This is a genomic window from Streptomyces himalayensis subsp. himalayensis, assembly GCF_013778455.1.
In the GTDB taxonomy this organism is placed as follows: domain Bacteria; phylum Actinomycetota; class Actinomycetes; order Streptomycetales; family Streptomycetaceae; genus Streptomyces; species Streptomyces himalayensis.
In genome coordinates, this window is the sequence record NZ_JACEHE010000014.1 from 66,585 (window position 1) to 87,768 (window position 21,184).

17 protein-coding genes are annotated in these 21,184 nt (G+C 72.2%); 7 read left to right on the forward strand and 10 right to left on the reverse strand.

What is annotated here, in order from left to right; all coding sequences use genetic code 11:
• Positions 1-189: 189 nt before the first annotated feature.
• From aceE to H1D24_RS22640, 6 genes are all read right to left on the reverse strand, one after another.
• The gene (aceE, locus tag H1D24_RS22615; RefSeq protein ID WP_181659479.1) at positions 190-2,886 is read right to left on the reverse strand and encodes a pyruvate dehydrogenase (acetyl-transferring), homodimeric type; all 2,697 of its coding nucleotides are present in this window, start codon (positions 2,884-2,886) and stop codon (positions 190-192) included.
• Positions 2,887-3,257: 371 nt separating this feature from the next.
• Positions 3,258-3,881, reverse strand: coding sequence for a GntR family transcriptional regulator (locus tag H1D24_RS22620; RefSeq protein ID WP_181659480.1), 624 nt, complete (start codon positions 3,879-3,881; stop codon positions 3,258-3,260).
• A 219-nt stretch (positions 3,882-4,100) separates the two neighbouring features.
• On the reverse strand, positions 4,101-5,900 hold the full coding sequence (gene sucB / locus H1D24_RS22625) for a 2-oxoglutarate dehydrogenase, E2 component, dihydrolipoamide succinyltransferase (protein ID WP_181659481.1): 1,800 nt from the start codon (positions 5,898-5,900) through the stop codon (positions 4,101-4,103).
• Between the two features lie 76 nt (positions 5,901-5,976).
• A complete protein-coding gene (lpdA, locus tag H1D24_RS22630; RefSeq protein ID WP_181659482.1) occupies positions 5,977-7,365 on the reverse strand; it encodes a dihydrolipoyl dehydrogenase in 1,389 nt (462 codons plus the stop codon).
• Between the two features lie 298 nt (positions 7,366-7,663).
• Positions 7,664-9,208 (reverse strand): leucyl aminopeptidase, encoded by a 1,545-nt coding sequence (locus H1D24_RS22635; protein WP_181659483.1) that lies wholly within the window; start codon positions 9,206-9,208, stop codon positions 7,664-7,666.
• A gap of 378 nt (positions 9,209-9,586) precedes the next feature.
• Positions 9,587-10,384 carry an adenosylcobinamide-GDP ribazoletransferase gene (locus H1D24_RS22640; protein ID WP_181659484.1) on the reverse strand — a complete coding sequence of 266 codons (798 nt, stop codon included), beginning with the start codon at positions 10,382-10,384 and terminating at the stop codon, positions 9,587-9,589.
• 74 nt (positions 10,385-10,458) lie between these two features.
• Between H1D24_RS22640 and H1D24_RS22645 the strand changes: the two genes are divergently transcribed.
• Positions 10,459-11,199, forward strand: coding sequence for a hypothetical protein (locus H1D24_RS22645; RefSeq protein ID WP_181659485.1), 741 nt, complete (start codon positions 10,459-10,461; stop codon positions 11,197-11,199).
• A 179-nt stretch (positions 11,200-11,378) separates the two neighbouring features.
• On the opposite strand, the gene cobT is transcribed toward H1D24_RS22645, so the two are convergent.
• Entirely contained in the window at positions 11,379-12,437 is a 1,059-nt protein-coding gene (gene cobT, locus H1D24_RS22650; protein ID WP_181659486.1) for a nicotinate-nucleotide--dimethylbenzimidazole phosphoribosyltransferase, read from the reverse strand.
• Positions 12,438-12,738: 301 nt separating this feature from the next.
• Here cobT and H1D24_RS22655 point away from each other — a divergent pair, with 301 nt between their 5' ends.
• Positions 12,739-13,848, forward strand: coding sequence for a class I SAM-dependent methyltransferase (locus tag H1D24_RS22655; RefSeq protein ID WP_181659487.1), 1,110 nt, complete (start codon positions 12,739-12,741; stop codon positions 13,846-13,848).
• Positions 13,849-14,194: 346 nt separating this feature from the next.
• On the opposite strand, the gene H1D24_RS22660 is transcribed toward H1D24_RS22655, so the two are convergent.
• The gene (locus H1D24_RS22660) at positions 14,195-15,394 is read right to left on the reverse strand and encodes a bifunctional adenosylcobinamide kinase/adenosylcobinamide-phosphate guanylyltransferase (RefSeq protein WP_181659488.1); all 1,200 of its coding nucleotides are present in this window, start codon (positions 15,392-15,394) and stop codon (positions 14,195-14,197) included.
• Positions 15,395-15,539: 145 nt separating this feature from the next.
• Between H1D24_RS22660 and H1D24_RS22665 the strand changes: the two genes are divergently transcribed.
• Positions 15,540-15,758: a hypothetical protein gene (locus H1D24_RS22665; protein WP_181659489.1), complete on the forward strand. Its 219-nt coding sequence runs from the start codon at positions 15,540-15,542 to the stop codon at positions 15,756-15,758.
• Between the two features lie 129 nt (positions 15,759-15,887).
• Here the strand turns inward: H1D24_RS22665 and H1D24_RS22670 are convergent, their stop codons facing one another.
• Both H1D24_RS22670 and H1D24_RS22675 read right to left on the reverse strand, forming a co-directional pair.
• On the reverse strand, positions 15,888-16,589 hold the full coding sequence (locus H1D24_RS22670) for a class I SAM-dependent methyltransferase (RefSeq protein ID WP_181659624.1): 702 nt from the start codon (positions 16,587-16,589) through the stop codon (positions 15,888-15,890).
• Between the two features lie 80 nt (positions 16,590-16,669).
• Positions 16,670-17,296: a DUF3043 domain-containing protein gene (locus tag H1D24_RS22675; protein WP_181659625.1), complete on the reverse strand. Its 627-nt coding sequence runs from the start codon at positions 17,294-17,296 to the stop codon at positions 16,670-16,672.
• Positions 17,297-17,573: 277 nt separating this feature from the next.
• Here H1D24_RS22675 and H1D24_RS22680 point away from each other — a divergent pair, with 277 nt between their 5' ends.
• The 4 genes from H1D24_RS22680 to H1D24_RS22695 all read left to right on the forward strand — a co-directional run bounded on the left by H1D24_RS22680 (position 17,574) and on the right by H1D24_RS22695 (position 20,951).
• Positions 17,574-18,374 (forward strand): PspA/IM30 family protein, encoded by an 801-nt coding sequence (locus H1D24_RS22680; protein ID WP_181659490.1) that lies wholly within the window; start codon positions 17,574-17,576, stop codon positions 18,372-18,374.
• Positions 18,375-18,411: 37 nt separating this feature from the next.
• Positions 18,412-18,690, forward strand: a complete 279-nt coding sequence (pspAA, locus tag H1D24_RS22685; RefSeq protein ID WP_181659491.1) for a PspA-associated protein PspAA — start codon at positions 18,412-18,414, stop codon at positions 18,688-18,690.
• A gap of 252 nt (positions 18,691-18,942) precedes the next feature.
• On the forward strand, positions 18,943-20,271 hold the full coding sequence (locus H1D24_RS22690; RefSeq protein ID WP_181659492.1) for a sensor histidine kinase: 1,329 nt from the start codon (positions 18,943-18,945) through the stop codon (positions 20,269-20,271).
• Positions 20,268-20,951: a response regulator gene (locus H1D24_RS22695; RefSeq protein ID WP_181659493.1), complete on the forward strand. Its 684-nt coding sequence runs from the start codon at positions 20,268-20,270 to the stop codon at positions 20,949-20,951. The genes H1D24_RS22690 and H1D24_RS22695 overlap by 4 nt, the downstream gene beginning before the upstream one ends.
• The last annotated feature ends 233 nt before the right edge of the window (positions 20,952-21,184 follow it).

The window sequence follows — 21,184 nt, forward strand, 5'->3', positions numbered from 1 at the left end:
GCTGTTCCGTTATGCGCGCATTGACCGCCGGGGTTCGTCCGGGACCGGGTAGAGCGCCGCCCTACGGGCCGCGGCCTCGGCCAAGCGCTCCCGCAGCCAGGCGGAGGCCCACGTCATGCCCGTACAGCAGTGGGCAGCTGCCTCGCGTACGGCGAGACAGCTGCCCACAGAGGTCAGCGGCGGGACCGCTTACAGCCCGTACCGCTCCCGGGCTTCCTTCACGGCCGACGCCTGGACCTCGCCCCGGCGGGCCAGCTGGGCCAGGGCCGCCGCGACGATCGACTGGGCGTCGACGCCGAAGTGGCGGCGGGCGGCGTCGCGGGTGTCGGAGAGGCCGAAGCCGTCCGCGCCCAGCGAGGAGTAGTCCTGCTCGACCCACTGCGCGATCTGGTCGGGGACCTGGCGCATGTAGTCGCTGACCGCGAGAACCGGGCTCTCGACGCCCGCCAGCGCATGGCGGACGTAAGGGACGCGCTCCTCGCCGCGCAGCAGCGCTTCGTCGGCCTCCAGTGCGTCGCGCCGCAGCTCGCTCCAGGAGGTCGCGGACCACACGTCGGCGGCCACGCCCCACTCCTCGGCGAGCAGCTTCTGCGCCTCGAGCGCCCAGTGGATCGCGGTGCCCGAGCCCAGCAGCTGGATGCGCGGGGCGTTGGCGGGCACCGTGAGCCCGGCGGACTCGGCGGTGTTGAACCGGTACAGGCCGCGCACGATGCCCTCGTCGACGCCCGCCGGCTTCGCGGGCTGCGGCATCGGCTCGTTGTAGACGGTCAGGTAGTAGAAGACGTCCTGGTCCTCGCCGGGGGCCGCCTCGCCGTACATCCGGCGCAGACCGTCCTTGACGATCGCCGCGACCTCGTACGCGAACGCCGGGTCGTACGTCAGTGCCGCCGGGTTGGTCGCGGCGATCACCGGCGAGTGGCCGTCGGCGTGCTGCAGGCCCTCACCCGTGAGCGTCGTGCGGCCGGCCGTGGCGCCCACGAGGAAGCCCTTGCCGAGCTGGTCGCCGAGCTGCCACATCTGGTCGGCGGTGCGCTGCCAGCCGAACATCGAGTAGAAGATGTAGAAGGGGATCATCGTCTCGCCGTGCGTCGAGTACGACGTGGCGGCGGCGATGAAGTCCGCCATGGAACCGGCCTCGGTGATCCCCTCGTTGAGGATCTGGCCGTCCTTGGCCTCCTTGTAGTACATCAGCTGGTCGCGGTCGACCGGCTCGTACGTCTGGCCCTTCGGCGAGTAGATGCCGAGGGACGGGAAGAGGCTCTCCATGCCGAACGTGCGCGCCTCGTCCGGGACGATCGGCACCCAGCGCTTGCCGGTCTCCTTGTCGCGGATCAGGTCCTTGACCAGGCGTACGAAGGCCATGGTGGTGGCGACGGACTGGCTGCCGGAGCCCTTGTCGAAGGCGGCGAAGGCCTTGTCGGCGGGGGCGGGCAGCGGCGCGACGGGGTGCACGCGGCGGGCCGGGGCCGGGCCGCCGAGGGCCGCACGGCGCTCCTGGAGGTAGCGGACCTCAGGGGAGTCGGCGCCCGGGTGGCCGTAGGGCACCTGGCCGCCCTCGAAGGCGCTGTCGGCGATGGGCAGGCCGAGCAGGTCGCGCATCGTCTTGAACTCGTCCACCGTCAGCTTCTTCATCTGGTGGTTTGCGTTCTTGGACGCGAAGCCCTCACCGAGGGTGTGGCCCTTCACCGTCTGGGCGAGGATCACGGTCGGGGCGCCCTTGTGCTCGACGGCCGCCTTGTACGCCGCGTACACCTTGCGCGGCTCGTGGCCACCGCGGGAGAGGTGGAAGCACTCGAGGATCTTGTCATCGCTCAGCAGCTTCGCCATCTCGACGAGCGCGGGGTCGGCGCCGAAGAAGTCCTGGCGGATGTAGGCGGCGTCGCGGGTCTGGTACGTCTGCACCTGCGCGTCCGGGACCTCGCGGAGGCGGCGGACCAGGGCGCCGGTGGTGTCGAGCTGGAACAGCTCGTCCCACGCGTTGCCCCACAGGGACTTGACGACGTTCCAGCCGGCGCCGCGGAACTGGGCCTCCAGCTCCTGCACGATCTTGAAGTTGGCGCGGACCGGGCCGTCGAGGCGCTGCAGGTTGCAGTTGATGACGAAGGTCAGGTTGTCCAGGCCCTCGCGAGCCGCCAGCGCGAGCGCCGCGGTCGACTCGGGCTCGTCCATCTCGCCGTCGCCGAGGAACGCCCACACGTGCGAGGCGGAGACGTCCTTGATGCCGCGGTTGGTCAGGTAGCGGTTGAAGCGCGCCTGGTAGATCGCGGAGAGCGGACCGAGGCCCATGGAGACGGTCGGGAACTCCCAGAGCCAGGGGAGGCGCCGCGGGTGCGGGTACGAGGGCAGGCCGTTGCCGCCCGCCTCGCGCCGGAAGTTGTCGAGGTGGGACTCGTTCAGGCGGCCGTCGAGGAAGGCGCGGGCGTAGATGCCGGGGGAGGCGTGGCCCTGGATGTAGAGCTGGTCGCCGGAGCCGTCACCCTCCTTGCCGCGGAAGAAGTGGTTGAAGCCCGTCTCGTAGAGCCAGGCGGCGGAGGCGAAAGTGGCGATGTGGCCGCCGACGCCGTATTTGGAGCCGCGGGTGACCATCGCGGCCGCGTTCCAGCGGTTCCACGCGGTGATCCGCTGCTCCATCTCCTCGTCGCCGTCCACGGTGGGCTCGGCGGCGGTGGGGATGGTGTTGACGTAGTCGGTCTCGAGCAGCTTGGGCAGCGCCAGACCGGCGCCCTCAGCGCGCTCCAGGGTGCGGCGCATCAGGTACGCGGCACGATGCGGGCCCGCCTCCCGGGCGACGGCGTCCAGGGAGGCCTGCCACTCGGCGGTCTCCTCCGGGTCCCGGTCCGGGAGCTGGTCGAGCTCGCTCGGCTGGATTGCGGTGGGGTCGGTCATTGCGCCGCCTTCCGTAGTCGAAGGGGGTTCCCTTGTCGGTAAGGGTTCGGGGGTGCCCTTGGTCTTTGGCAGGACAGGGCGGAGGGCTCTGGTGAAAGCCCGTCGATGACTGTAAGCCCCTGATCGATGATCGATCAAAGGGCGAGCGTGTATTTCTTGTCTCGATCGCAAAAGTCGGCACGGGGTGCCTTGGCGACAGGCACGGGGTGCCTTGTTTTCGCAGGTGGCGCCCCACTTCTGAGCGGCGAGTCGCTCCGCTGTGGGCCGCCGCCCACCACCGCCCCCGCGTGCGGGCTGGCGCCCATCGCCCCGCCGCCCTCCGCTGTGGGCAGTCGTTCCGCCCCTAGGCGGAAGGCGGGCGGGCGGCGTGCCTACGCGCGCGGCGCGCAGCCCAGGACGTGGGCCTTTACCAGGTCCGCGATGCGCGGGTCCCGGCGGCGGAAGGCGTCGACGAGGGCCTCGTGCTCCTCCGCGTACGACTGCTGGACCGTCCCCAGCCAGCGGATGGAGAGGGCCGTGAAGACCTCGATTCCGAGCCCCTCCCACGTGTGCAGCAGCACGGAGTTACCGGCCGCCCGCACCATCTCCCGGTGGAACGCCACCGTGTGCCGCACCTGCGCCGTCCCGTCGGAGATGCGGTCCGCGTCGTAGAGCGCCGCCACATGCGGCTCCAGCGCCGAGCAGTCCTCGGCGAGCCGCTCGGCCGCCAGCTCCGCGGCGATCGCCTCGAGCCCGGCCCGCACGGGATAGCTCTCCTCCAGGTCTGCGGCGGTCAAATTCCGCACCCGTACGCCCTTGTTGGGCGCCGACTCGATCAGCCGCAGGCTCTCCAGCTCGCGCAGGGCCTCCCGTACGGGCGTCTGGCTGACCGCCAGCTCCGTGGCGATACGTCGCTCCACGATCCGCTCGCCCGGCTTCCAGCGCCCGCTGACGATCCCCTCCACGATGTGCTCGCGGATCTGTTCGCGCAGCGAGTGGACGACGGGCGCGGTCATGCGGTGCTCCTTCTGCAGGGTGTCGTCCGGATGCGTGCCGGGCGACCCCAAGGGCGTTGACGTCTGGTGACGGCTGACGTCCAGACAATTCTGGTGACGGCTGACGTCTAGACAATACGGCGGCGCCCCCGCCCGGAAATGCTCCGGGCGGGGGCGTTCGCGCAGGTGTGGTGAGCCTTACAGGCGTCGACCCGTTTCCGGTCTCGGCCCTGACCGGCCCTACAGACCGAGCTCGACCTCGAACTCGCCGGCCTCCAGGATCGCCTTGACCGCGGTCAGGTAGCGGGCGGCGTCCGCGCCGTCCACCAGACGGTGGTCGTAGGAGAGCGACAGGTACGTCATGTCGCGGACGCCGATGACGGTGCCCTCGGCGGTCTCGATGACCGCCGGACGCTTGACGGTGGCGCCGATGCCCAGGATCGCGACCTGGTTCGGCGGCACGATGACCGTGTCGAACAGCGCACCGCGCGAGCCGGTGTTGCTGATCGTGAAGGTCGCGCCGGCGAGGTCGTCCGGCGTGATCTTGTTGGCGCGGACCGCACCGGCCAGCTCCGCGGTCTTCTTCGCGATACCGGCGATGTTCAGGTCGCCCGCACCCTTGATGACCGGCGTCATCAGACCCTTCTCGGAGTCCACGGCGATGCCGATGTTCTCCGAGTCGAAGTACGTGATGGTGCCCTCGTCCTCGTTGATCCGGGCGTTGATGACCGGGTGGGCCTTCAGCGCCTGGGCCGCCGCCTTGACGTAGAACGGCATCGGGGAGAGCTTCACGCCCTCGCGGGCGGCGAAGGAGTCCTTCGCCGCGGCGCGCAGCCGCATCAGCTTGGTGACGTCGACCTCGACGACCGAGGTCAGCTGGGCCTGCGAGTGCAGCGCCTTCATCATGTTGTCGCCGATGACCTTGCGCATGCGGGTCATCTTGACCGTCTGACCGCGCAGCGGGGACACCTCGAGGGCCGGGGCCTTCTTGGCGGCGGCCGGGGCGGCGGCGGCCGGAGCCGGAGCAGCGGCGGCGGCCTTCGCGGCCTCGGCTGCGGCGATGACGTCCTGCTTGCGGATGCGGCCGCCGACGCCGGTGCCCTTGACGGTGGACAGGTCGACGCCGTGCTCGGCGGCGAGCTTGCGCACCAGCGGGGTCACGTACGCGCCCTCGTCCACGGGCGCGGTCGGGGCCGGAGCCGGGGTCACCGGAGCCGGAGCGGCCGGAGCGGCCGGCGCGGGAGCCGGAGCAGCGGCCTGGACGGGAGCCGGAGCAGCGGCCTGGACGGGAGCCGGAGCGGGAGCGGCCGGGGCGGCCGGAGCCGCGGGGGCAGCCGGAGCGGCAGGCGCCGCCGGGGCCGGAGCCGGAGCGGGCGCGGCAGCCGGGGCGGCCGGAGCCGGAGCCGGGGCGGCCGCCGGAGCGGCACCCGGGGCACCGATGACGGCCAGCTTGGCGCCGACCTCGGCCGTCTCGTCCTCGCCGACGACGATCTCGAGGAGAACGCCGGACGTCGGGGCCGGGATCTCGGTGTCGACCTTGTCGGTGGAGACCTCGAGCAGCGGCTCGTCGGTCTCGACCGAGTCGCCGACCTCCTTGAGCCAGCGGGTGACGGTGCCCTCGGTGACCGACTCGCCCAGCGCGGGCAGGACGACGTCGGTACCGGCAGCGGCGCCACCGGCCGGGGCGGCCGGAGCAGCGGGCGCGGCCGGAGCCGGGGCGGGGGCCTCGGCGACCGGAGCCGGAGCCGGGGCGGCCGGAGCCGGGGCCTCGGCGGCGGCCGGGGCGGCCGCGGGCGCACCCGTGCCGTCGTCGATGACGGCGAGCTCGGCGCCGACCTCGACCGTCTCGTCCTCGGCGACCTTGATGGAGGCCAGCACACCGGCAGCGGGCGACGGGATCTCGGTGTCGACCTTGTCGGTCGACACCTCGAGCAGCGGCTCGTCGAGCTCGACGCGCTCGCCCTCGGCCTTCAGCCAGCGGGTGACAGTGCCCTCGGTGACGCTCTCACCGAGCGCCGGAAGGGATACGGAAACCGCCATGGTTTCGGTTGCTCCTTACGAAATTGCGGAAGTCTGTGGTCGTCGCGCCCTGATGAGGCGACTCGGTGACCGAAGGTCAGTCGTGAGAGTGGAGCGGCTTGCCCGCGAGGGCCAGGTGAGCCTCGCCGAGCGCCTCGTTCTGCGTCGGGTGGGCGTGGATGAGCTGCGCGACCTCGGCGGGCAGCGCCTCCCAGTTGTAGACCAGCTGGGCCTCGCCGACCTGCTCGCCCATGCGGTCGCCGACCATGTGGACGCCGACCACGGCACCGTCCTTGACCTGGACGAGCTTGATCTCGCCCGCGGTCTTCAGGATCTTGCTCTTGCCGTTGCCCGCGAGGTTGTACTTCAGAGCGACGACCTTGTCCGCGCCGTAGATCTCCTTGGCCTTGGCCTCGGTGATGCCCACGGAGGCGACCTCGGGGTGGCAGTACGTCACCCGCGGCACACCGTCGTAGTCGATCGGCACGGCCTTGAGACCGGCCAGCCGCTCCGCCACCAGGATGCCCTCGGCGAAGCCGACGTGCGCGAGCTGCAGGGTCGGGACGAGGTCGCCCACGGCGGAGATGGTGGGGATGTTGGTCTGCATGTACTCGTCGACGAGGACGTAGCCGCGGTCCATCGCGACGCCGGCCTCCTCGTAGCCCAGGCCCTGGGAGACCGGGCCGCGGCCGATCGCGACGAGCAGCACCTCGGCCTCGAAGGTCTTGCCGTCGGCGAGGGTCACGCGGACGCCGTCCTGCGTGTACTCGGCCTTCTCGAAGAAGGTGCCGAGGTTGAACTTGATGCCGCGCTTGCGGAAGGCGCGCTCAAGAAGCTTCGAGCTGTTCTCGTCCTCGACCGGGACGAGGTGCTTCAGGCCCTCGACGATCGTCACGTCGGTGCCGAAGGACTTCCACGCGGAGGCGAACTCGACGCCGATGACGCCGCCGCCCAGGATGATCGCGGACTGCGGGACGCGGTCCAGGACCAGCGCGTGGTCCGAGGAGATGATGCGGTTGCCGTCGATCTCCAGACCCGGCAGCGACTTCGGTACGGAGCCGGTCGCCAGCAGGATGTGGCGGCCCTGGATGCGCTGCCCGTTCACGTCCACGGAGGTGGCGGACGACAGGCGGCCCTCACCCTCGATGTAGGTCACCTTGCGGGAGGCGACCAGGCCCTGCAGACCCTTGTAGAGGCCCGCGATCACGTCGTCCTTGTACTTGTGGACGCCCTTGATGTCGATGCCCTCGAAGCTGGCCAGGACACCGAACTGGTCGGCCTCGCGCGCCTGGTCGGCGATCTCGCCGGCGTGCAGCAGCGCCTTCGTCGGGATGCAGCCGTTGTGCAGGCAGGTGCCGCCGAGCTTGTTCTTCTCGATCAGGGCGACGTCCAGGCCCAGCTGAGAGGCGCGCAGAGCCGCGGCGTAACCGCCGCTACCACCGCCGAGGATCACTAGGTCGAAAACGGTGCTGGCGTCGTTCGCCACGTCACGTCCTCCATGCATGTGCGCCGGCGCCGGTCCCCTTCACCGGGGGTCGACCGGCCGGTCGGCTGGTGTTCGGCCGCTCTTTCTTCGGCCCTGTGGTGGGGGCCCTGTCCTGCCGAGAACCCATCTTCGCACCCTTCCGGCGCAGGAGGGACGCCGGGCCGGTGTGTGAGATGGCTCATCCCGGCCTCACGGGGGCGGGGGCAGGTCGGTGAGTACGGCACGCCGACGCGTTGCGGGACGCGCCACACGACCCGACCGGGGCGCGCGGCATACACCGCGCGCCCGGTGCGCCGCGTCAGCCGAGGTCGCCCGCCGCGGTGCGCTCAGCCAGCCGCACCAGCGTGCGGACAGCCGAGCCCGTGCCGCCCTTCGGCGTGTAACCGAAGGGACCCTGCTCGTTGAAGGCCGGGCCCGCGATGTCGAGGTGCGCCCAGGTGATGCCCTCGCCCACGAACTCCTTCAGGAACAGCCCTGCGACCAGGCCGCCGCCCATCCGCTCGCCCATGTTGGCGATGTCGGCGGTCGACGAGTCCATGCCCTTGCGCAGGTCCGACGGGAGCGGCATCGGCCAGGACGCCTCGCCGGCCTCCTCCGCCGTCTCGTGCACCGCCGTACGGAAGGCGTCGTCGTTGGCCATGACGCCGAAGGTGCGGTTGCCGAGCGCCAGCACCATCGCGCCGGTCAGCGTCGCCACGTCGATGATCGCGTCCGGCTTCTCCTCGGAGGCCTTGGCGAGCGCGTCGGCCAGCACGAGCCGGCCCTCGGCGTCGGTGTTGAGCACCTCCACCGTCTTGCCGCTGTACATGCGCAACACGTCGCCCGGGCGGGTCGCGGAGCCGGACGGCATGTTCTCGGCGAGCGCCAGCCAGCCGGTGACGTTGACCTCGAGACCGAGGCGGGCGGCGGCGACGACCGCGGCGAACACCGCGGCGGCACCGCTCATGTCGCACTTCATCGTCTCGTTGTGACCGGCCGGCTTGAGGGAGATGCCGCCCGAGTCGTACGTGATGCCCTTGCCGACGTAGGCGAGGTGCTTCTTCGCCTTGGAGTGCGTGTACGACAGCTTGACCAGGCGCGGCGGGGCGGCGGAGCCGGCGCCGACGCCGAGGATGCCGCCGTATCCGCCCTTGGCGAGCGCCTTCTCATCGAGCACCTGCACCTTGATGCCGTGCTCCTTGGCCGCTGCCGTGGCGACGGCGGCGAAGGCCTCGGGGTTGAGGTCGTTCGGCGGCGTGTTGACCAGGTCGCGGGCGCGGTTGAGCTCCTCGGTCACGGCGGTGGCGCGCTCGACCGCCGCCCGGTGCGCCTTGTCGCGCGGCTTGGCGCCGAGCAGGGCGACCTCGGCGAGCGGGGCCTTGCCGTTCTTCGCGTTCCTGCCGTTCTGGCCGTTCTCCTTGTACGCGTCGAAGGCGTACGCGCCGAGCAGGGCGCCCTCGGCGACGGCGGCGATGTCCTCGGCGTCCTCGAGCGGCAGCGCGAACGCGGCCTTCTTGGAACCGGCCAGCGCACGGGCGGCGGCGCCTGCGGCGCGGCGCAGAGTCTCGGGGGCGTACGCGTCCTTTTCGCCCTGGTCGCTGTTGTCCGGGACCGCGCCGAGGCCGACCGCCACCACGACCGGCGCCTTGAAGCCGGAGGGTGCGGGCAGCTTCGTCACCTCACCCTCGCCGCCGGAGGCGCCGAGGGTCTCCAGGACGGACGCGAGCTTGCCGTCGTACGCCTTGTCGACGGCCTCGGCGCCGGGTGCGACGACCGGGCCCTTCGCGCCCTTTGCGACACCGACGACGATCGCGTCGGCGCGCAGGCCGGACGCGGCCGCGGTGCTGAGAGTCAGAGCAGTCACGGTGGTGATGTCTCGCTTCCGTTGTGTGAGGTCGAGAGGGGTGGTTCGACCGGGCGCGGCGCCAGGCGACCCCGGGGACGGCGCGGGAACGCACCCGCACTTCCCCGGCGCCGCTTCGCCGGGCCGGAAGAGTGCCGGAAGTGAGCCTACGCGCGAGGTCGCCGTTCGCTCATGCCCGCGTGTGTTCATCCGGCTGTGGTGCCCGCGTCATCCACACGCCCGGTGCTGGTGTGGTCTGAGAAACGAGTGGTGCCGGGCGTCCGGTTCCGTTGGGGCGGAGTTCACTGTTTCGACAGCCTCATTTTCGCAGGTTCGTCCTGTGATTGATCGCGAGGCCGGGGGTCGTAGGAGTGCGGTGCGTGCTCCGGCAGACCGGGGTCATCCCAGCGCGAACACGAGCAGCGCGGCCGTCGCCGCAGTCTCCGCCAGCGCACCGAAGACGTCGCCGGTCACTCCGCCGAGGCGACGGGTGCAGTGACGCAGCAGCAGTTCGGCGGCCGCGCACGCGAAGAGCACCGCCGCGGCACCCCGGATCGCGTCGTGCGCCCCGAAGAGCGCGCCGGCGCCCGCGGCCGCGCAGACGACGGTGGCCGTCACGAGGAGCGCCCCGCGCACGGGCACCGTCCCCGCGACCGCGGCGCCCAGGCCGTCGGGGCGGGCCGCGGGGACGCCCGTGCGCGCGGCCAGCGTGAGGGCGAGGCGGGCTGCGGTCGCCGAGACGGCGGCCGCGACGGCGCCGCGGGCCCACGAGGCCTCGTACGCCTGGAAGAGCACCGCCACCTGGGCGAGCAGTACGAAGACCAGCGTGATGACGCCGAAGGGGCCGATGTCCGACTGCTTCATGATCCGCAGCGCTTCCTCGGCGGGCCTGCCGCTGCCCAGGCCGTCCGCGGTGTCCGCGAGGCCGTCGAGATGCAGGCCGCGGGTGAGCACGGCGGGTACGGCGGCGGTGGCCGCGGCGGCGAGCAGCGGGCCCGAGCCCCCAAGCAGCAGGGCGCCGCCGACGGCCGCGGCGAACAGGCCTATGACCAGGCCCGCGACCGAGGCCCAGAGCATCCCGGCACGGGCCGCCTCACGGTCCCACCGGGGGACGCGGACGGGGAGCGCGGTCAACGTGCCGAAGGCGAAGCGGAGGCCTGCCGGGCCGGGGGCGGGTGAGGGCGAGGTCTCGGACATTGGCGCAGGTTAACCGGGCACCGGGCGGCGGGACGTCGCGGGCTCGTCTCGCGAACCGCCACTAAATTACGTATATGGGGCAATGGTGGTACCGGAACGTCGTCGAGCCCGGCAAGCTGCCGCTGCTGCTCGCGCTGCTCGCGTTCGTCGGGACCTTTCTCGCCGTCCGGATGATCACGCGGATGATCCGGGCGGGCAAGGGCCCCTTCCGCAACGTCAGTACGGGCGCAGTGCACATCCACCACGTCGTGCCCGGCGTCGTGCTGACCGTCATCGGCGGTTTCGGCGCCGTGGCCACCGGCGCACACGACGTCGGAGCCCTGCTCTCGGCGGTGCTCTTCGGTATCGGGGCGGGCCTGGTCCTCGACGAGTTCGCGCTGATCCTCCATCTCGACGACGTCTACTGGAGCGAAAAGGGCCGCATGAGCGTGGAGGTCGTCGTCCTCACGACGGCCCTGGTGGCGCTGGTGCTCGGCGGCTTCCTGCCGTTCGGCGTGAACGACCTGACGCCCGGGGAACGGCAGAACCGCGGCATCGTCGTCATCAACGCCGCGATGAACTTCTTCCTCGCCCTCGTCGCCCTCGGCAAGGGCAAGCCCAGGGTGGCGGTGCTCGGCACGGTGGTGCCGCTGGTGGCGCTGTTCGGCGCGATCCGGCTGGCCCGGCCAGGCTCGCCGTGGGCGAAGCGGTTCTACGCCCGGCGGCCCCGCGCCCGGGCCAGGGCCGGCCTGCGCGCGTACCGCCACGACCGCCGCTGGGCGGGTCCCAGCCGCCGTCTCCAGGACTGGCTCGGCGGCAGACCGGACGGAGGTTGATGGCACTGCTGTGGGCAATCGTTCCTCCCCCAGCTAACGCTGGGAGGTGCCCCCCAGGGCGATGGGGGCACCTCCCATGCCAAATGGGGGAGGGTGGGCACAGCCCACGACGTACAGCACATCGGGCGTTGGGCCCGCCCGGGCGGGACGTGTCCGCCGTAAGCCCGGGCCGGCAGGGCCTACTCGGCCTTGCCGTCGACCTCCGGCAGCTCCGCCGCCAACGCGGCAGCGGCCTGCACAAGCGGCAGCGCCAGCAGCGCCCCCGTACCCTCGCCGACCGACACCCCGTGGTCGAGGAGCGGCTCGATGGCCATCCGGTCGAGCGCCTTCGCCTGGGCGGGCTCGCCGCTGGCTTGGCCCGCGAGCCACCAGTCGGGCGCACGGAAGGCGACCCGCTGCGCCACCAGGGCACACGCCGCCGAGACGACCCCGTCGAGAATCACGGGCGTATGCCGCACGGCGCTCTGCAGCAGAAAGCCCGTGGTGGCCGCCAGGTCCGCGCCGCCCACCGTGGCCAGCAGCTGCAGCTGTTCCCCGAGCATCGGCCGGGCCCGGCGCAGCGCGTCCCGTACGGCCGCGCACTTGCGCATCCAGGCCAGGTCGTCGATGTGGCGCCCGCCCCGCCCGGTCACCACGGACGCGTCCGTGCCGCACAGCGCGGCGATCAGCGTCGACGCGGCCGTCGTACCGCCGACGCTCAGATCACCGAGGACGACCAGATCCGTGCCGGCGTCCGCCTCCTCGTCGGCGACGGCCATGCCCGCGCGGAACGCCGCCTCCGCCTCCTCGATGGTGAGGGCGTCCTCGATGTCGATACGTCCGGAGCCGCGCCGCACGCGGTGCCGCACGACGTCGGCCGGGAGGGTGTCCGGGTCGCAGTCCAGTGCCATGTCGACGACGCGCACGGGTACGCCGAGCCGCCGGGCCAGCACCGAGACCGCGCTCTCACCCGCGAGCACGGCACGCACCAGCTCCGCCGCGCTTCCGGCCGGCCGGGCGGAGACGCCCAGCTCGGCGATCCCGTGGTCGCCGGCGAACAGCACCACACGGGGCTGCTCGATCGGCTTGACCGGCACGCTGGACTGCGCGGCCGCCAGCCACTCGCCCAGCTCGTCCAGGCGGCCGAGCGCCCCGGGCGGCACGACCAGCCGCTCCCGGCGTTCCTCGGCATCACGGCGCACGCCACCGTCGGGGCGTTCGATCAGATCGGTGAAGTCGTCGAGATTCAGCGAGCTCATTCGCCGAACAGTACCGGCAGCGATCGAACGGAGCTGCTGACGGGCTGCCCGGGGCGGGGCGCCGAGGCCGGCGCCTGAGGCGGGCCGCCGTCCCGGCCGTCAGACATGAGACCGGTCCGCGCGCCGTCCTCCGTGGCGCGGGCCATGGGTTACGCCATGTGCCCCACCCCCTCCGGCGCCGTCGTTGCGACCGTGCCGGTGATCCTCTACGTTCCGACTCATACGGAATTGTCGTATTACTCGCTTTGCTCGTTACTCGCTTTACTCGCTCGCCCGGCCCGCGGTGATCCACGGAGTAGCCATGCCCTTCATTCAGCAGGCCATCCAGCACGCTGCCATCCAGCAGGCCGCCATCCGGCAGACCGTCGCCGAGCGGCGTCCCGCATGTCTGCGTGAACTCGCCCAGGGCACCGACCGGTTCCACGAGCCGCGCCGCACCGACTGTCCGTGGTGCGGCTCGGAGCGGCTGCGCATCCGGCTCCGTACCACCGATCTCGTCCAGCACAAGCCCGGCACCTTCGTCCTCGAGGAGTGCCTGGACTGCTCCCACTCCTTCCAGAACCCCCGCCTCACCCCCGAGGGCCGGGCCTTCTACCGCCGGGACGCCCACGACGGGCCCGGCTGCGGCGACGCCGGGCCGGTCTTCGGCGCCCGGTACGACGCCAGGCGCCACCAGGCCATCGCCCAGGCGATGCTGCCGTTCGGCGAGCCCGAGAGCTGGCTCGACGTGGGCACCGGGCACGCCCGTTTCCCGGAGGCCGCCCGGGACGTCCACCCGTACACGGCCTTCGACGGGGTCGACGAAGGGGCGGCCGTCCATGAGGGCGTCCGGGCCGGGCGCATCGAGGAGGGCCACCGGGGCTCCCTCACCGAGCTGGCGCCACGGCTCGCGGGCCGCTACGACGTGCTGAGCATGCTCCATCACCTGGAGCGCACCGCCGATCCGCGCGAGGAACTCGCCGCCGCCCACGCCGTGCTCCGGCCCGGCGGGCATCTGCTGATCGAGGCGGTCGACCCGGACAGCCGCTACGCCCGGGTGCTGGGCCGGTGGTGGGCGTCGTACGTACAGCCGCTGCACCTGCATCTGATCCCGCTCGGGAACCTGCTGCGGGAGCTGGAGAGCCTCGGCTACACGGTGGCGGCCGTCGACCGCCGCGAGGCCCATGTCCCGCTCGACCTCGGGACGGGGGTCGCGCTCGCCCTCGACCGCTGTCTGCCTGCGGCCGACCAGCCGTGGCGCAGTCGGCCGCCGAGCGGATTGCAGCGCACCGCCCGCACCGCCCTGAGCTGGGCCTCGAGCCCGCTCGTCGGCGCCGCCCGCGCCGCCGACCACATCCTCGCGCCTCTGACGAGCCGCACGCGTTTCGCCAACGCCTACCGGGTGATTGCCCGCAGGAACGAGGACGGGTGACCCTACGTCGTGGGTTGTGCCCACCTGGAGCGGCACGCCCGCCCAGCGGGACCGGCCACCGGCCAGTAGCCGCGTACGTGCCGGAGGGGACGTGGCGGGATGTGCGCCCGCTGGGGGTACCTCCCAGGCCCTTAAGGCACTGGGGGAGGCTGGCGCAAACTCCGGGCTCCCCGAACGATGACGGTTCGGCGCCAGACCGAGGACGTACATCCCGGCGCGGCCCCGACTCAGCCACCGGCAGGTGGCGCACCGGCGCGGACCCGCAGCCGCGCACGCGCCCCGACCACCCACCGGCAGGTGGCGTGCCAGCCACCGTCGGGTGCCGGGGCGCGCAGCGCCCCGGAGATCAGCCGCGCAGCACCAGTGCCTGACCCGCCACCACCAGCAGCACCTGCTCGCACTCGGCCGCGAACGCCGCGTTCAGGCGGCCGAGTTCGTCGCGGTAGCGGCGGCCCGACGCGGTGGCCGGGACGATGCCCGAGCCCACCTCGTTCGAGACGGCCACGACGGTACGCCGGGTGCGGCGCACCGCGTCCGTCAGCTCCACCACCCGCTTGCGCAGCGCACGCTCGCCGCCCCCCGCCCACTCGGCGTCGTCCCACGCGTTCACCGCGTCCATGGCATACGTCAGCCACAGTGACAGACAGTCGATGAGCAACGGCGGCCCGCTCTGCTCCAGCAGAGGCACGAGATCGCAGGTCTCGGTGGTGTGCCACGAGCCTGGCCGCCGCTCGCGGTGCGCGGCCACCCGGTCCGCCCACTCGGCGTCACCGCCCCGCGCGCCGCCCGTCGCCACGTACAGCACATCCGGGAAGGACTCCAGCCGCCGCTCGGCCTCCACGGACTTCCCCGAACGCGCCCCGCCCAGCACCAGCGTCCGGCGCGGCACGTCCGGCACGTCCTCGTAGGAGCCGACCACGAGCGTCGTCCCGTCCGGCACGGCTCGCGCCCCCGCGGCCGCCAGCCGGCGCCGCAACTCCGCACCGGGCGGCACGTCGTGGTCCAGATGGACCGCGATCACGTCGGTGGTGGCGGTCACCGCCCCCGCGGCCCGCAGCCGCGCCAGCGCGTCCGGCCGGCCGACCACGTCCGCCAGCACCATGTCGTACGGCGCGTGCCCCTCCTCCAGTCCCGCCGGCGCGGCCCCCGGCGGCATGTACAGCAGCCGCTGCCCGTCCGGGCCCGTCACCTCGTACCCGGTGCCCGGCGCGTCCATCGCCAGCGCATGCACCCGGTGGCCGCTCATCAGCGCCAACTCGCGTCCGTCGGGCACCCGGGCGGGCCCCGGCAGCCCGGCAGGCACCTCGACCGCCGGGCCCTCGTGGGGGTGGGAGAGCAGGACCTGGCGTACGCCCCCCAGCATGCGTCCCGCACGGGCGGCGGCCAACGCCGCGCCCGGTGTGAGATCGAGCAGCAGCGTGCTGTCCACGAGCAGCGCGGTGGCGGCACGCGCCGCCTCGCCGAGCGCGGCCGAGCAGGAGGCACAGGGGCAGCCGGGGCGCGGCAGACCCTCGGGGCCTCCGGTGCCGAGCAGAGTCAGTTCCACGGAAAGATCCTCCCGCGCCGTCGCCGCCGCTGCGCGTCCGGCTAGGCTTCAATCGGCTTCAGCTGCTCCGAAGTCACTTCGGAGCAGCCTCGAAGCCGCTTTGCAGCAGCTTTGGAAGCACCTCTTACACCCTCGGGAGGCCGGCATGGCGGCGTGGACGTGGCGTTTCGAGAAGTCGGACGGGACGGAGGTCCAGCCGGCCGTGCAGCCGGAGGAGTTCACCACTCAGGGGGACGCCGAGTCCTGGATCGGCGAGCACTGGAGGGAACTCGCGGACGGCGGAGCGGACCAGGTGACGCTCTTCGAGGACGCGACCCTGATCTACGGCCCGATGAGCCTCCACGCGGAGGAGGCCCAGGCCTGACGGACCGTCCCGGGCCTGACGGACGGTTCCCAGGCCTGACAGACGGTTCCCAGGCCTGACGAGTCGTCCAGAACGACCGTCCCAGGCCTGACGGAGCGTTGCGGGCAAACGTGCGGGGCAGGCCCCAGCTCAGCCCCGCACCCCGCAAAGATGGAGCAACGCCGCCACCCGGCGGTAAGGATCCGTCCGCCCGGCGCGCTCCTCCGCGGAGAGGAGCGCGCCGAAGTCGTCAGGGACGGCGGCGTCATCGGCCGCCGTATCCGTGAAGACCCGCACCCCGTACCACGCACGCAGCGGCGCGCCGATCCCCGCCAGCGTGGCGGTGAGCGCGTCCAGCCGGTCGGCCCGGACACGCAGCCCCAGCCGGTTCGTATAGGCGTCGGTGTCGAACGCCTCCATCGCCCCGGCCCAGTCGCCGGCCAGCGCCGGCCGCATCGCCAGCGCGTCGGCGTTCCGTACCAGCAACGACAGCAGCCCGCCGGGGGCCAGCATCCGGGCGAGGCCCGCCAGCAGCGGGTCCGGCTCCTCGACGTACATCAGCACGCCGTGGCACAGCACCACGTCGAAGCTGCCCGGCAGGAAGTGCACGCCCGTGTCCCGGCCGTCGCCCTCGACCAGCCGCACCCGCTGCCGTATGCCCTCCGGCTCGGCGGCAAGCGCCTCACGCGCCGCGGCGACCATCTTCGGGTCCTGCTCCAGGCCGGTCACCTTGTGGCCGGCTCGGGCCAGTCGCAGCGCCTGCGTGCCCTGGCCCATGCCGACATCGAGCACCCGCAGCCGCTGTCCGACGGGGAAGCACCCCGCCAGCTGCTCGTCGAGCTGCCGCGCCACCAGTTCCTGACGTACGGCGTTGCGCAAGCCCCCGAGCCCCTGCAGCCAGGTGGCCGCCCCCCGCGTGAAAGCCTCTGCGCTCAGGGCCGCTCTCCGCGCTTGACCTGCGGCTTCGGCAGCCGGAGCCGGCGCATCTGGAGCGTACGCATCAGGGCGTAGGCGACGGCGCCCCGCTTGGGCTGGTCCGCGAAGCGCGTGTTCAGCTGCTTCTTCAGCCGGATCGCGAGGCCGATCGAGTCGACGACGATCAGGACGATCACGAACAGCCACAGCAGCAGTGCGGCGTTCTGGATGGCCGGCACGCGGACCATGCTCAGGACGAGGATGATCACCGCGAGCGGCAGGAAGAACTCGGCGATGCTGAACCGCGAGTCCACGAAGTCACGCGCGAACCGCCGGACCGGGCCCTTGTCGCGGACGGGCAGATAGCGCTCGTCACCGCTCGCCAGCGCCTGGCGCTGCCGCTCCATCTGCGCACGGCGCTCGTCGCGCTGCCGCTTCGCGGCCTCCTTGCGCGTCAGCTTGGTGTTGGCGACACTTCGGCGCTGCGTCTGGGCCTCGCTGCGCTTGGGCGTCGGACGACCCTTCGGGGCCTGCGGGTCACGGGTCTCGTTGGAGTTGGTCACCGACGCCTTGGCGGCGGGTGCCTTCTCTTCTTTGGCACGGCTACGGAACACAAAATCCAAGGGTACGTGGTGCGGGGGAATGGACCCCAGCCCGGTGGGGAACGATCCGGCAACACCGTACGTCTGTACAGGCACCACCGTGCGTATGGAGTGGGGCAGACCGGACGTCGTCGGCGGTTCTCCTCAGTGATCCCTGGGAGACACCTACTCCCTACGCCGGAGCAGGGCCGCAAGCAGTCGTCCTTGGGGATGAGCGCATCGGTCCCCGAACAGTGCGGTAATGGAGGCAGGGCCCGTACTGTGGGTTCTGTTGAAGACCTGGGAGCTGGAGTCCGTCAGAAGGGGGCGCGCGAAGCCCATGAGCGGTGTCATGAAGCGTATGGGGATGATCTTCCGCGCGAAGGCGAACAAGGCCCTGGACCGGGCCGAGGACCCGCGCGAGACCCTCGACTACTCGTACCAGAAGCAGCTGGAGCTGCTTCAGAAGGTGCGCCGCGGCGTCGCCGATGTTGCGACCTCCCGCAAGCGCCTGGAGCTGCAGCTCAACCAGCTCCAGACCCAGTCGGCCAAGCTGGAGGACCAGGGCCGCAAGGCGCTGGCGCTGGGCCGTGAGGACCTGGCCCGCGAGGCGCTCTCCCGCCGCGCCGCTCTCCAGCAGCAGGTGACGGACCTGGAGACGCAGCACCAGACCCTGTCGGGCGAGGAGGAGAAGCTCACCCTGGCGGCCCAGCGGCTGCAGGCCAAGGTGGACGCCTTCCGCACGAAGAAGGAGACCATCAAGGCCACCTACACCGCGGCCCAGGCGCAGACCCGGATCGGCGAGGCCTTCTCCGGCATCTCGGAGGAGATGGGCGACGTGGGCCTGGCGATCCAGCGCGCCGAGGACAAGACCGCGCAGCTCCAGGCGCGGGCCGGCGCGATCGACGAGCTGCTGGCCTCCGGCGCCCTCGACGACCCCTCGGGCATGGCCAAGGACGACATCCAGGCCGAGCTGGACCGGCTCTCCGGTGGTACGGATGTAGAGCTGGAGCTGCAACGCATGAAGGCCGAGCTGGCCGGTGGTTCCACCCAGCAGCAGGCGATCGAGGGCGGCACGGCCGGCAGCCAGGGACAGCAGCAGTCCCAGCAGCAGGACACCCCGCGCTTCGACAAGCAGTAGCCACCCCGCCGCCGCCATCACGTCCGAGGAGGGCGACATGATCGTACGGATCATGGGGGAGGGGCAGGTGAAGCTGGCAGACAGCCACTTCGCCGAACTGAACAAGCTGGACGAGGCGCTGCTCTCCGAGATGGAGAGCGGCGACGGCCCCGGCTTCCGCCAGACCCTGCACGCCCTCCTGGAAAAGGTCCGCGAACTGGGCACCCCGCTCCCGGACGACTCCCTGGAACCCTCAGAACTGATCCTCCCGGCCCCGGACGCCACCCTGGAGGAAGTCCGGGAGCTGTTGAGCGACGACGGCCTGATCCCCGGCTGACGGCGGTCTGATCTCCCGCTGTCCGCTCCCAGCCCACGACGGCGGCCTGATCCCCGGCTGACGGCGGTCTGATCTTCGGCTGTCCGCTCCCAGCCCACGACGGCCGCTTGATCCCCGGCTGGCTTCGGCCTGATCCCCGGCTGACTTCGGCGTCCGCTCCCCGCCCACGACGGCGGCACGCGCATGTGAAGGGCGCCCCATCGCAAGCCCGCCCGTTCCGCCGCCCGCCGGGGCCCCGTACCGTGGCTGGACGTGACCCCTCCCCAGAGCCCAGGCCCCTGGACCCGCGCAAGGACCTGGCTGCAGGCCCACCCCCGGGCCCTGGACGCCGCCCTCGCGGCCGCCGTTCTCGTCTGCATGATCGTCGGCTCCTTCGCCGACCCCGGCCGCCACGGCGGCCCCAAGTGGGGCACGCACACGCCCGACGCCCTCAGCCTCAGCCTGATGGTGCTCGGCGCCGGCACGCTGGTCCTCCGCCGGGCGCGCCCCATGATCGTGCTGGCCGCGACCGGTGCCCTGTCCCTCGTGGAGCTGGTCACCGGCGACCCGCGCACCCCCGTCGCGATGTGCGCGGTCGTCGCGCTCTACACCGTCGCCGCCCGCACCGACCGGTCCACCACCTGGCGGGTCGCCCTGCCCACGATGACGGTGCTGACGGCGGCCGGGATGCTGGCCGGACCGCTGCCCTGGTACGCGCAGGAGAACATCGCCGTCTTCGCGTGGACCGGTATGGCCGCGGCAGCGGGCGACGCCGTCCGCAGCCGCCGCGACTTCGTGGGCGCCATCCGGGAACGCGCCGAACGGGCCGAGCGCACCCGCGAGGAGGAGGCCCGGCGCCGGGTCGCGGAGGAGCGGCTGCGGATCGCCCGCGATCTGCACGACGTGGTGGCGCACCACATCGCGCTCGTCAACGTCCAGGCCGGGGTCGCGGCGCACGTCATGGACAAGCGGCCCGACCAGGCCAAGGAGGCCCTCGCCCACGTACGGGAGGCCAGCCGCTCCGCGCTCAACGAACTCCGCGCCACCGTGGGCCTGTTGCGGCAGACCGGAGACCCCGAGGCGCCCACCGAGCCCGCTCCGGGCCTGCACCGTCTCGACGAACTCGTCGACACCTTCCGCCATGCGGGCCTCCCGGTGGAGGTGGCCCGCGCCGATCACGGGGCGCCGCTGCCCGCGGCCGTGGACCTCGCCGCGTACCGCATCATCCAGGAGGCGCTGACCAACGTGCAGAAGCACGCCGGGAGGCAGGCCAAGGCCGAGGTCAGCGTCGTCCGCGTAGGCCCCGATCTCGAGGTGACCGTGCTGGACGACGGACGGGGTCAGGACGCCCCGCCGCAGGACGGCGGCGGGCACGGGCTGCTCGGCATGCGGGAGCGGGTCACCGCGCTCGGCGGCAGCTGCACCGCCGGCCCCCGTTACGGAGGCGGGTTCCGGGTCCATGCGATCCTGCCGGTCCAGAACCGTGCGCGCCAGGCCACGGAAGAGACGCAGACAGGGACTCGGACAGGGACTCGGACAGGGACTCGGACAGAGCCTCGGACACAGACACAGACACAGACGCAGACGGGGAACCGCGTATGACCATTCGGGTGCTGCTCGCCGACGACCAGGCGCTGCTGCGCAGCGCGTTTCGTGTGCTCGTCGACTCCGAGCCCGACATGGAGGTCGTCGGCGAGGCGTCGGACGGTGCGGAGGCGGTGCGGCTGGCGAAGGAGCAGGCCGCCGACGTCGTGCTGATGGACATCCGTATGCCGGGCACGGACGGCCTCGCCGCCACCCGCCTGATCAGCGCCGACCCTGCGCTCGCGCATGTGCGGGTGGTCATGCTGACGACGTTCGAGGTCGACGAGTACGTCGTGCAGTCGCTGCGGGCCGGCGCCTCCGGCTTCCTCGGCAAGGGGGCGGAACCCGAGGAGCTGCTCAGCGCCATCCGGGTCGCGGCCGGGGGAGAGGCCCTGCTGTCCCCGGCGGCCACCAAGGGGCTGATCGCCACATTCCTGGCACAGAGCAATGGTTCGCAAGGCGGCGGCGACCTCGTCCACGCCGAACGCCTCGAGGCCCTCACCGGCCGGGAACGTGAGGTGCTGGTCCAGGTCGCCGGCGGCCACTCCAACGACGAGATCGCCGAGCGCCTCGAGGTCAGCCCGCTCACCGTCAAGACCCATGTCAACCGTGCCATGGCCAAGCTCGGCGCCCGCGACCGGGCACAGCTCGTCGTCATCGCGTACGAATCCGGGCTGGTCCGCCCGAGGGTGACGTGATGTGACATCCGGGTTCACCCGGGGACGTTCAGGGCCGTCAACGGACATCCAGGCGCGACCAGGGATGTCCAATCCAGGACACCGGGTCCGGGAGGCCGGAACCGGGAGGTGGACCCTTGGGTGGACGGCGCGTACTCCGACCGCAGTATGCGCCGGATGAGGAATGGGCACCTGGGAGCGACGGATCGGGCCTCGCGGATGCCGCAGGGTGTATGGCGGGCGCTGATCTGCGC

Coding starts and splice junctions, on each gene's coding strand:
- aceE (WP_181659479.1), bottom strand. CDS start 2,886: ATGACCGACCCCACCGCAATCCAGCCGAGCGAGCTCGACCAGCTCCCG.
- H1D24_RS22620 (WP_181659480.1), bottom strand. CDS start 3,881: ATGACCGCGCCCGTCGTCCACTCGCTGCGCGAACAGATCCGCGAGCAC.
- sucB (WP_181659481.1), bottom strand. CDS start 5,900: ATGGCGGTTTCCGTATCCCTTCCGGCGCTCGGTGAGAGCGTCACCGAG.
- H1D24_RS22640 (WP_181659484.1), bottom strand. CDS start 10,384: ATGTCCGAGACCTCGCCCTCACCCGCCCCCGGCCCGGCAGGCCTCCGC.
- H1D24_RS22645 (WP_181659485.1), top strand. CDS start 10,459: ATGGGGCAATGGTGGTACCGGAACGTCGTCGAGCCCGGCAAGCTGCCG.
- cobT (WP_181659486.1), bottom strand. CDS start 12,437: ATGAGCTCGCTGAATCTCGACGACTTCACCGATCTGATCGAACGCCCC.
- H1D24_RS22655 (WP_181659487.1), top strand. CDS start 12,739: ATGCCCTTCATTCAGCAGGCCATCCAGCACGCTGCCATCCAGCAGGCC.
- H1D24_RS22665 (WP_181659489.1), top strand. CDS start 15,540: ATGGCGGCGTGGACGTGGCGTTTCGAGAAGTCGGACGGGACGGAGGTC.
- H1D24_RS22680 (WP_181659490.1), top strand. CDS start 17,574: ATGAGCGGTGTCATGAAGCGTATGGGGATGATCTTCCGCGCGAAGGCG.
- pspAA (WP_181659491.1), top strand. CDS start 18,412: ATGATCGTACGGATCATGGGGGAGGGGCAGGTGAAGCTGGCAGACAGC.
- H1D24_RS22695 (WP_181659493.1), top strand. CDS start 20,268: ATGACCATTCGGGTGCTGCTCGCCGACGACCAGGCGCTGCTGCGCAGC.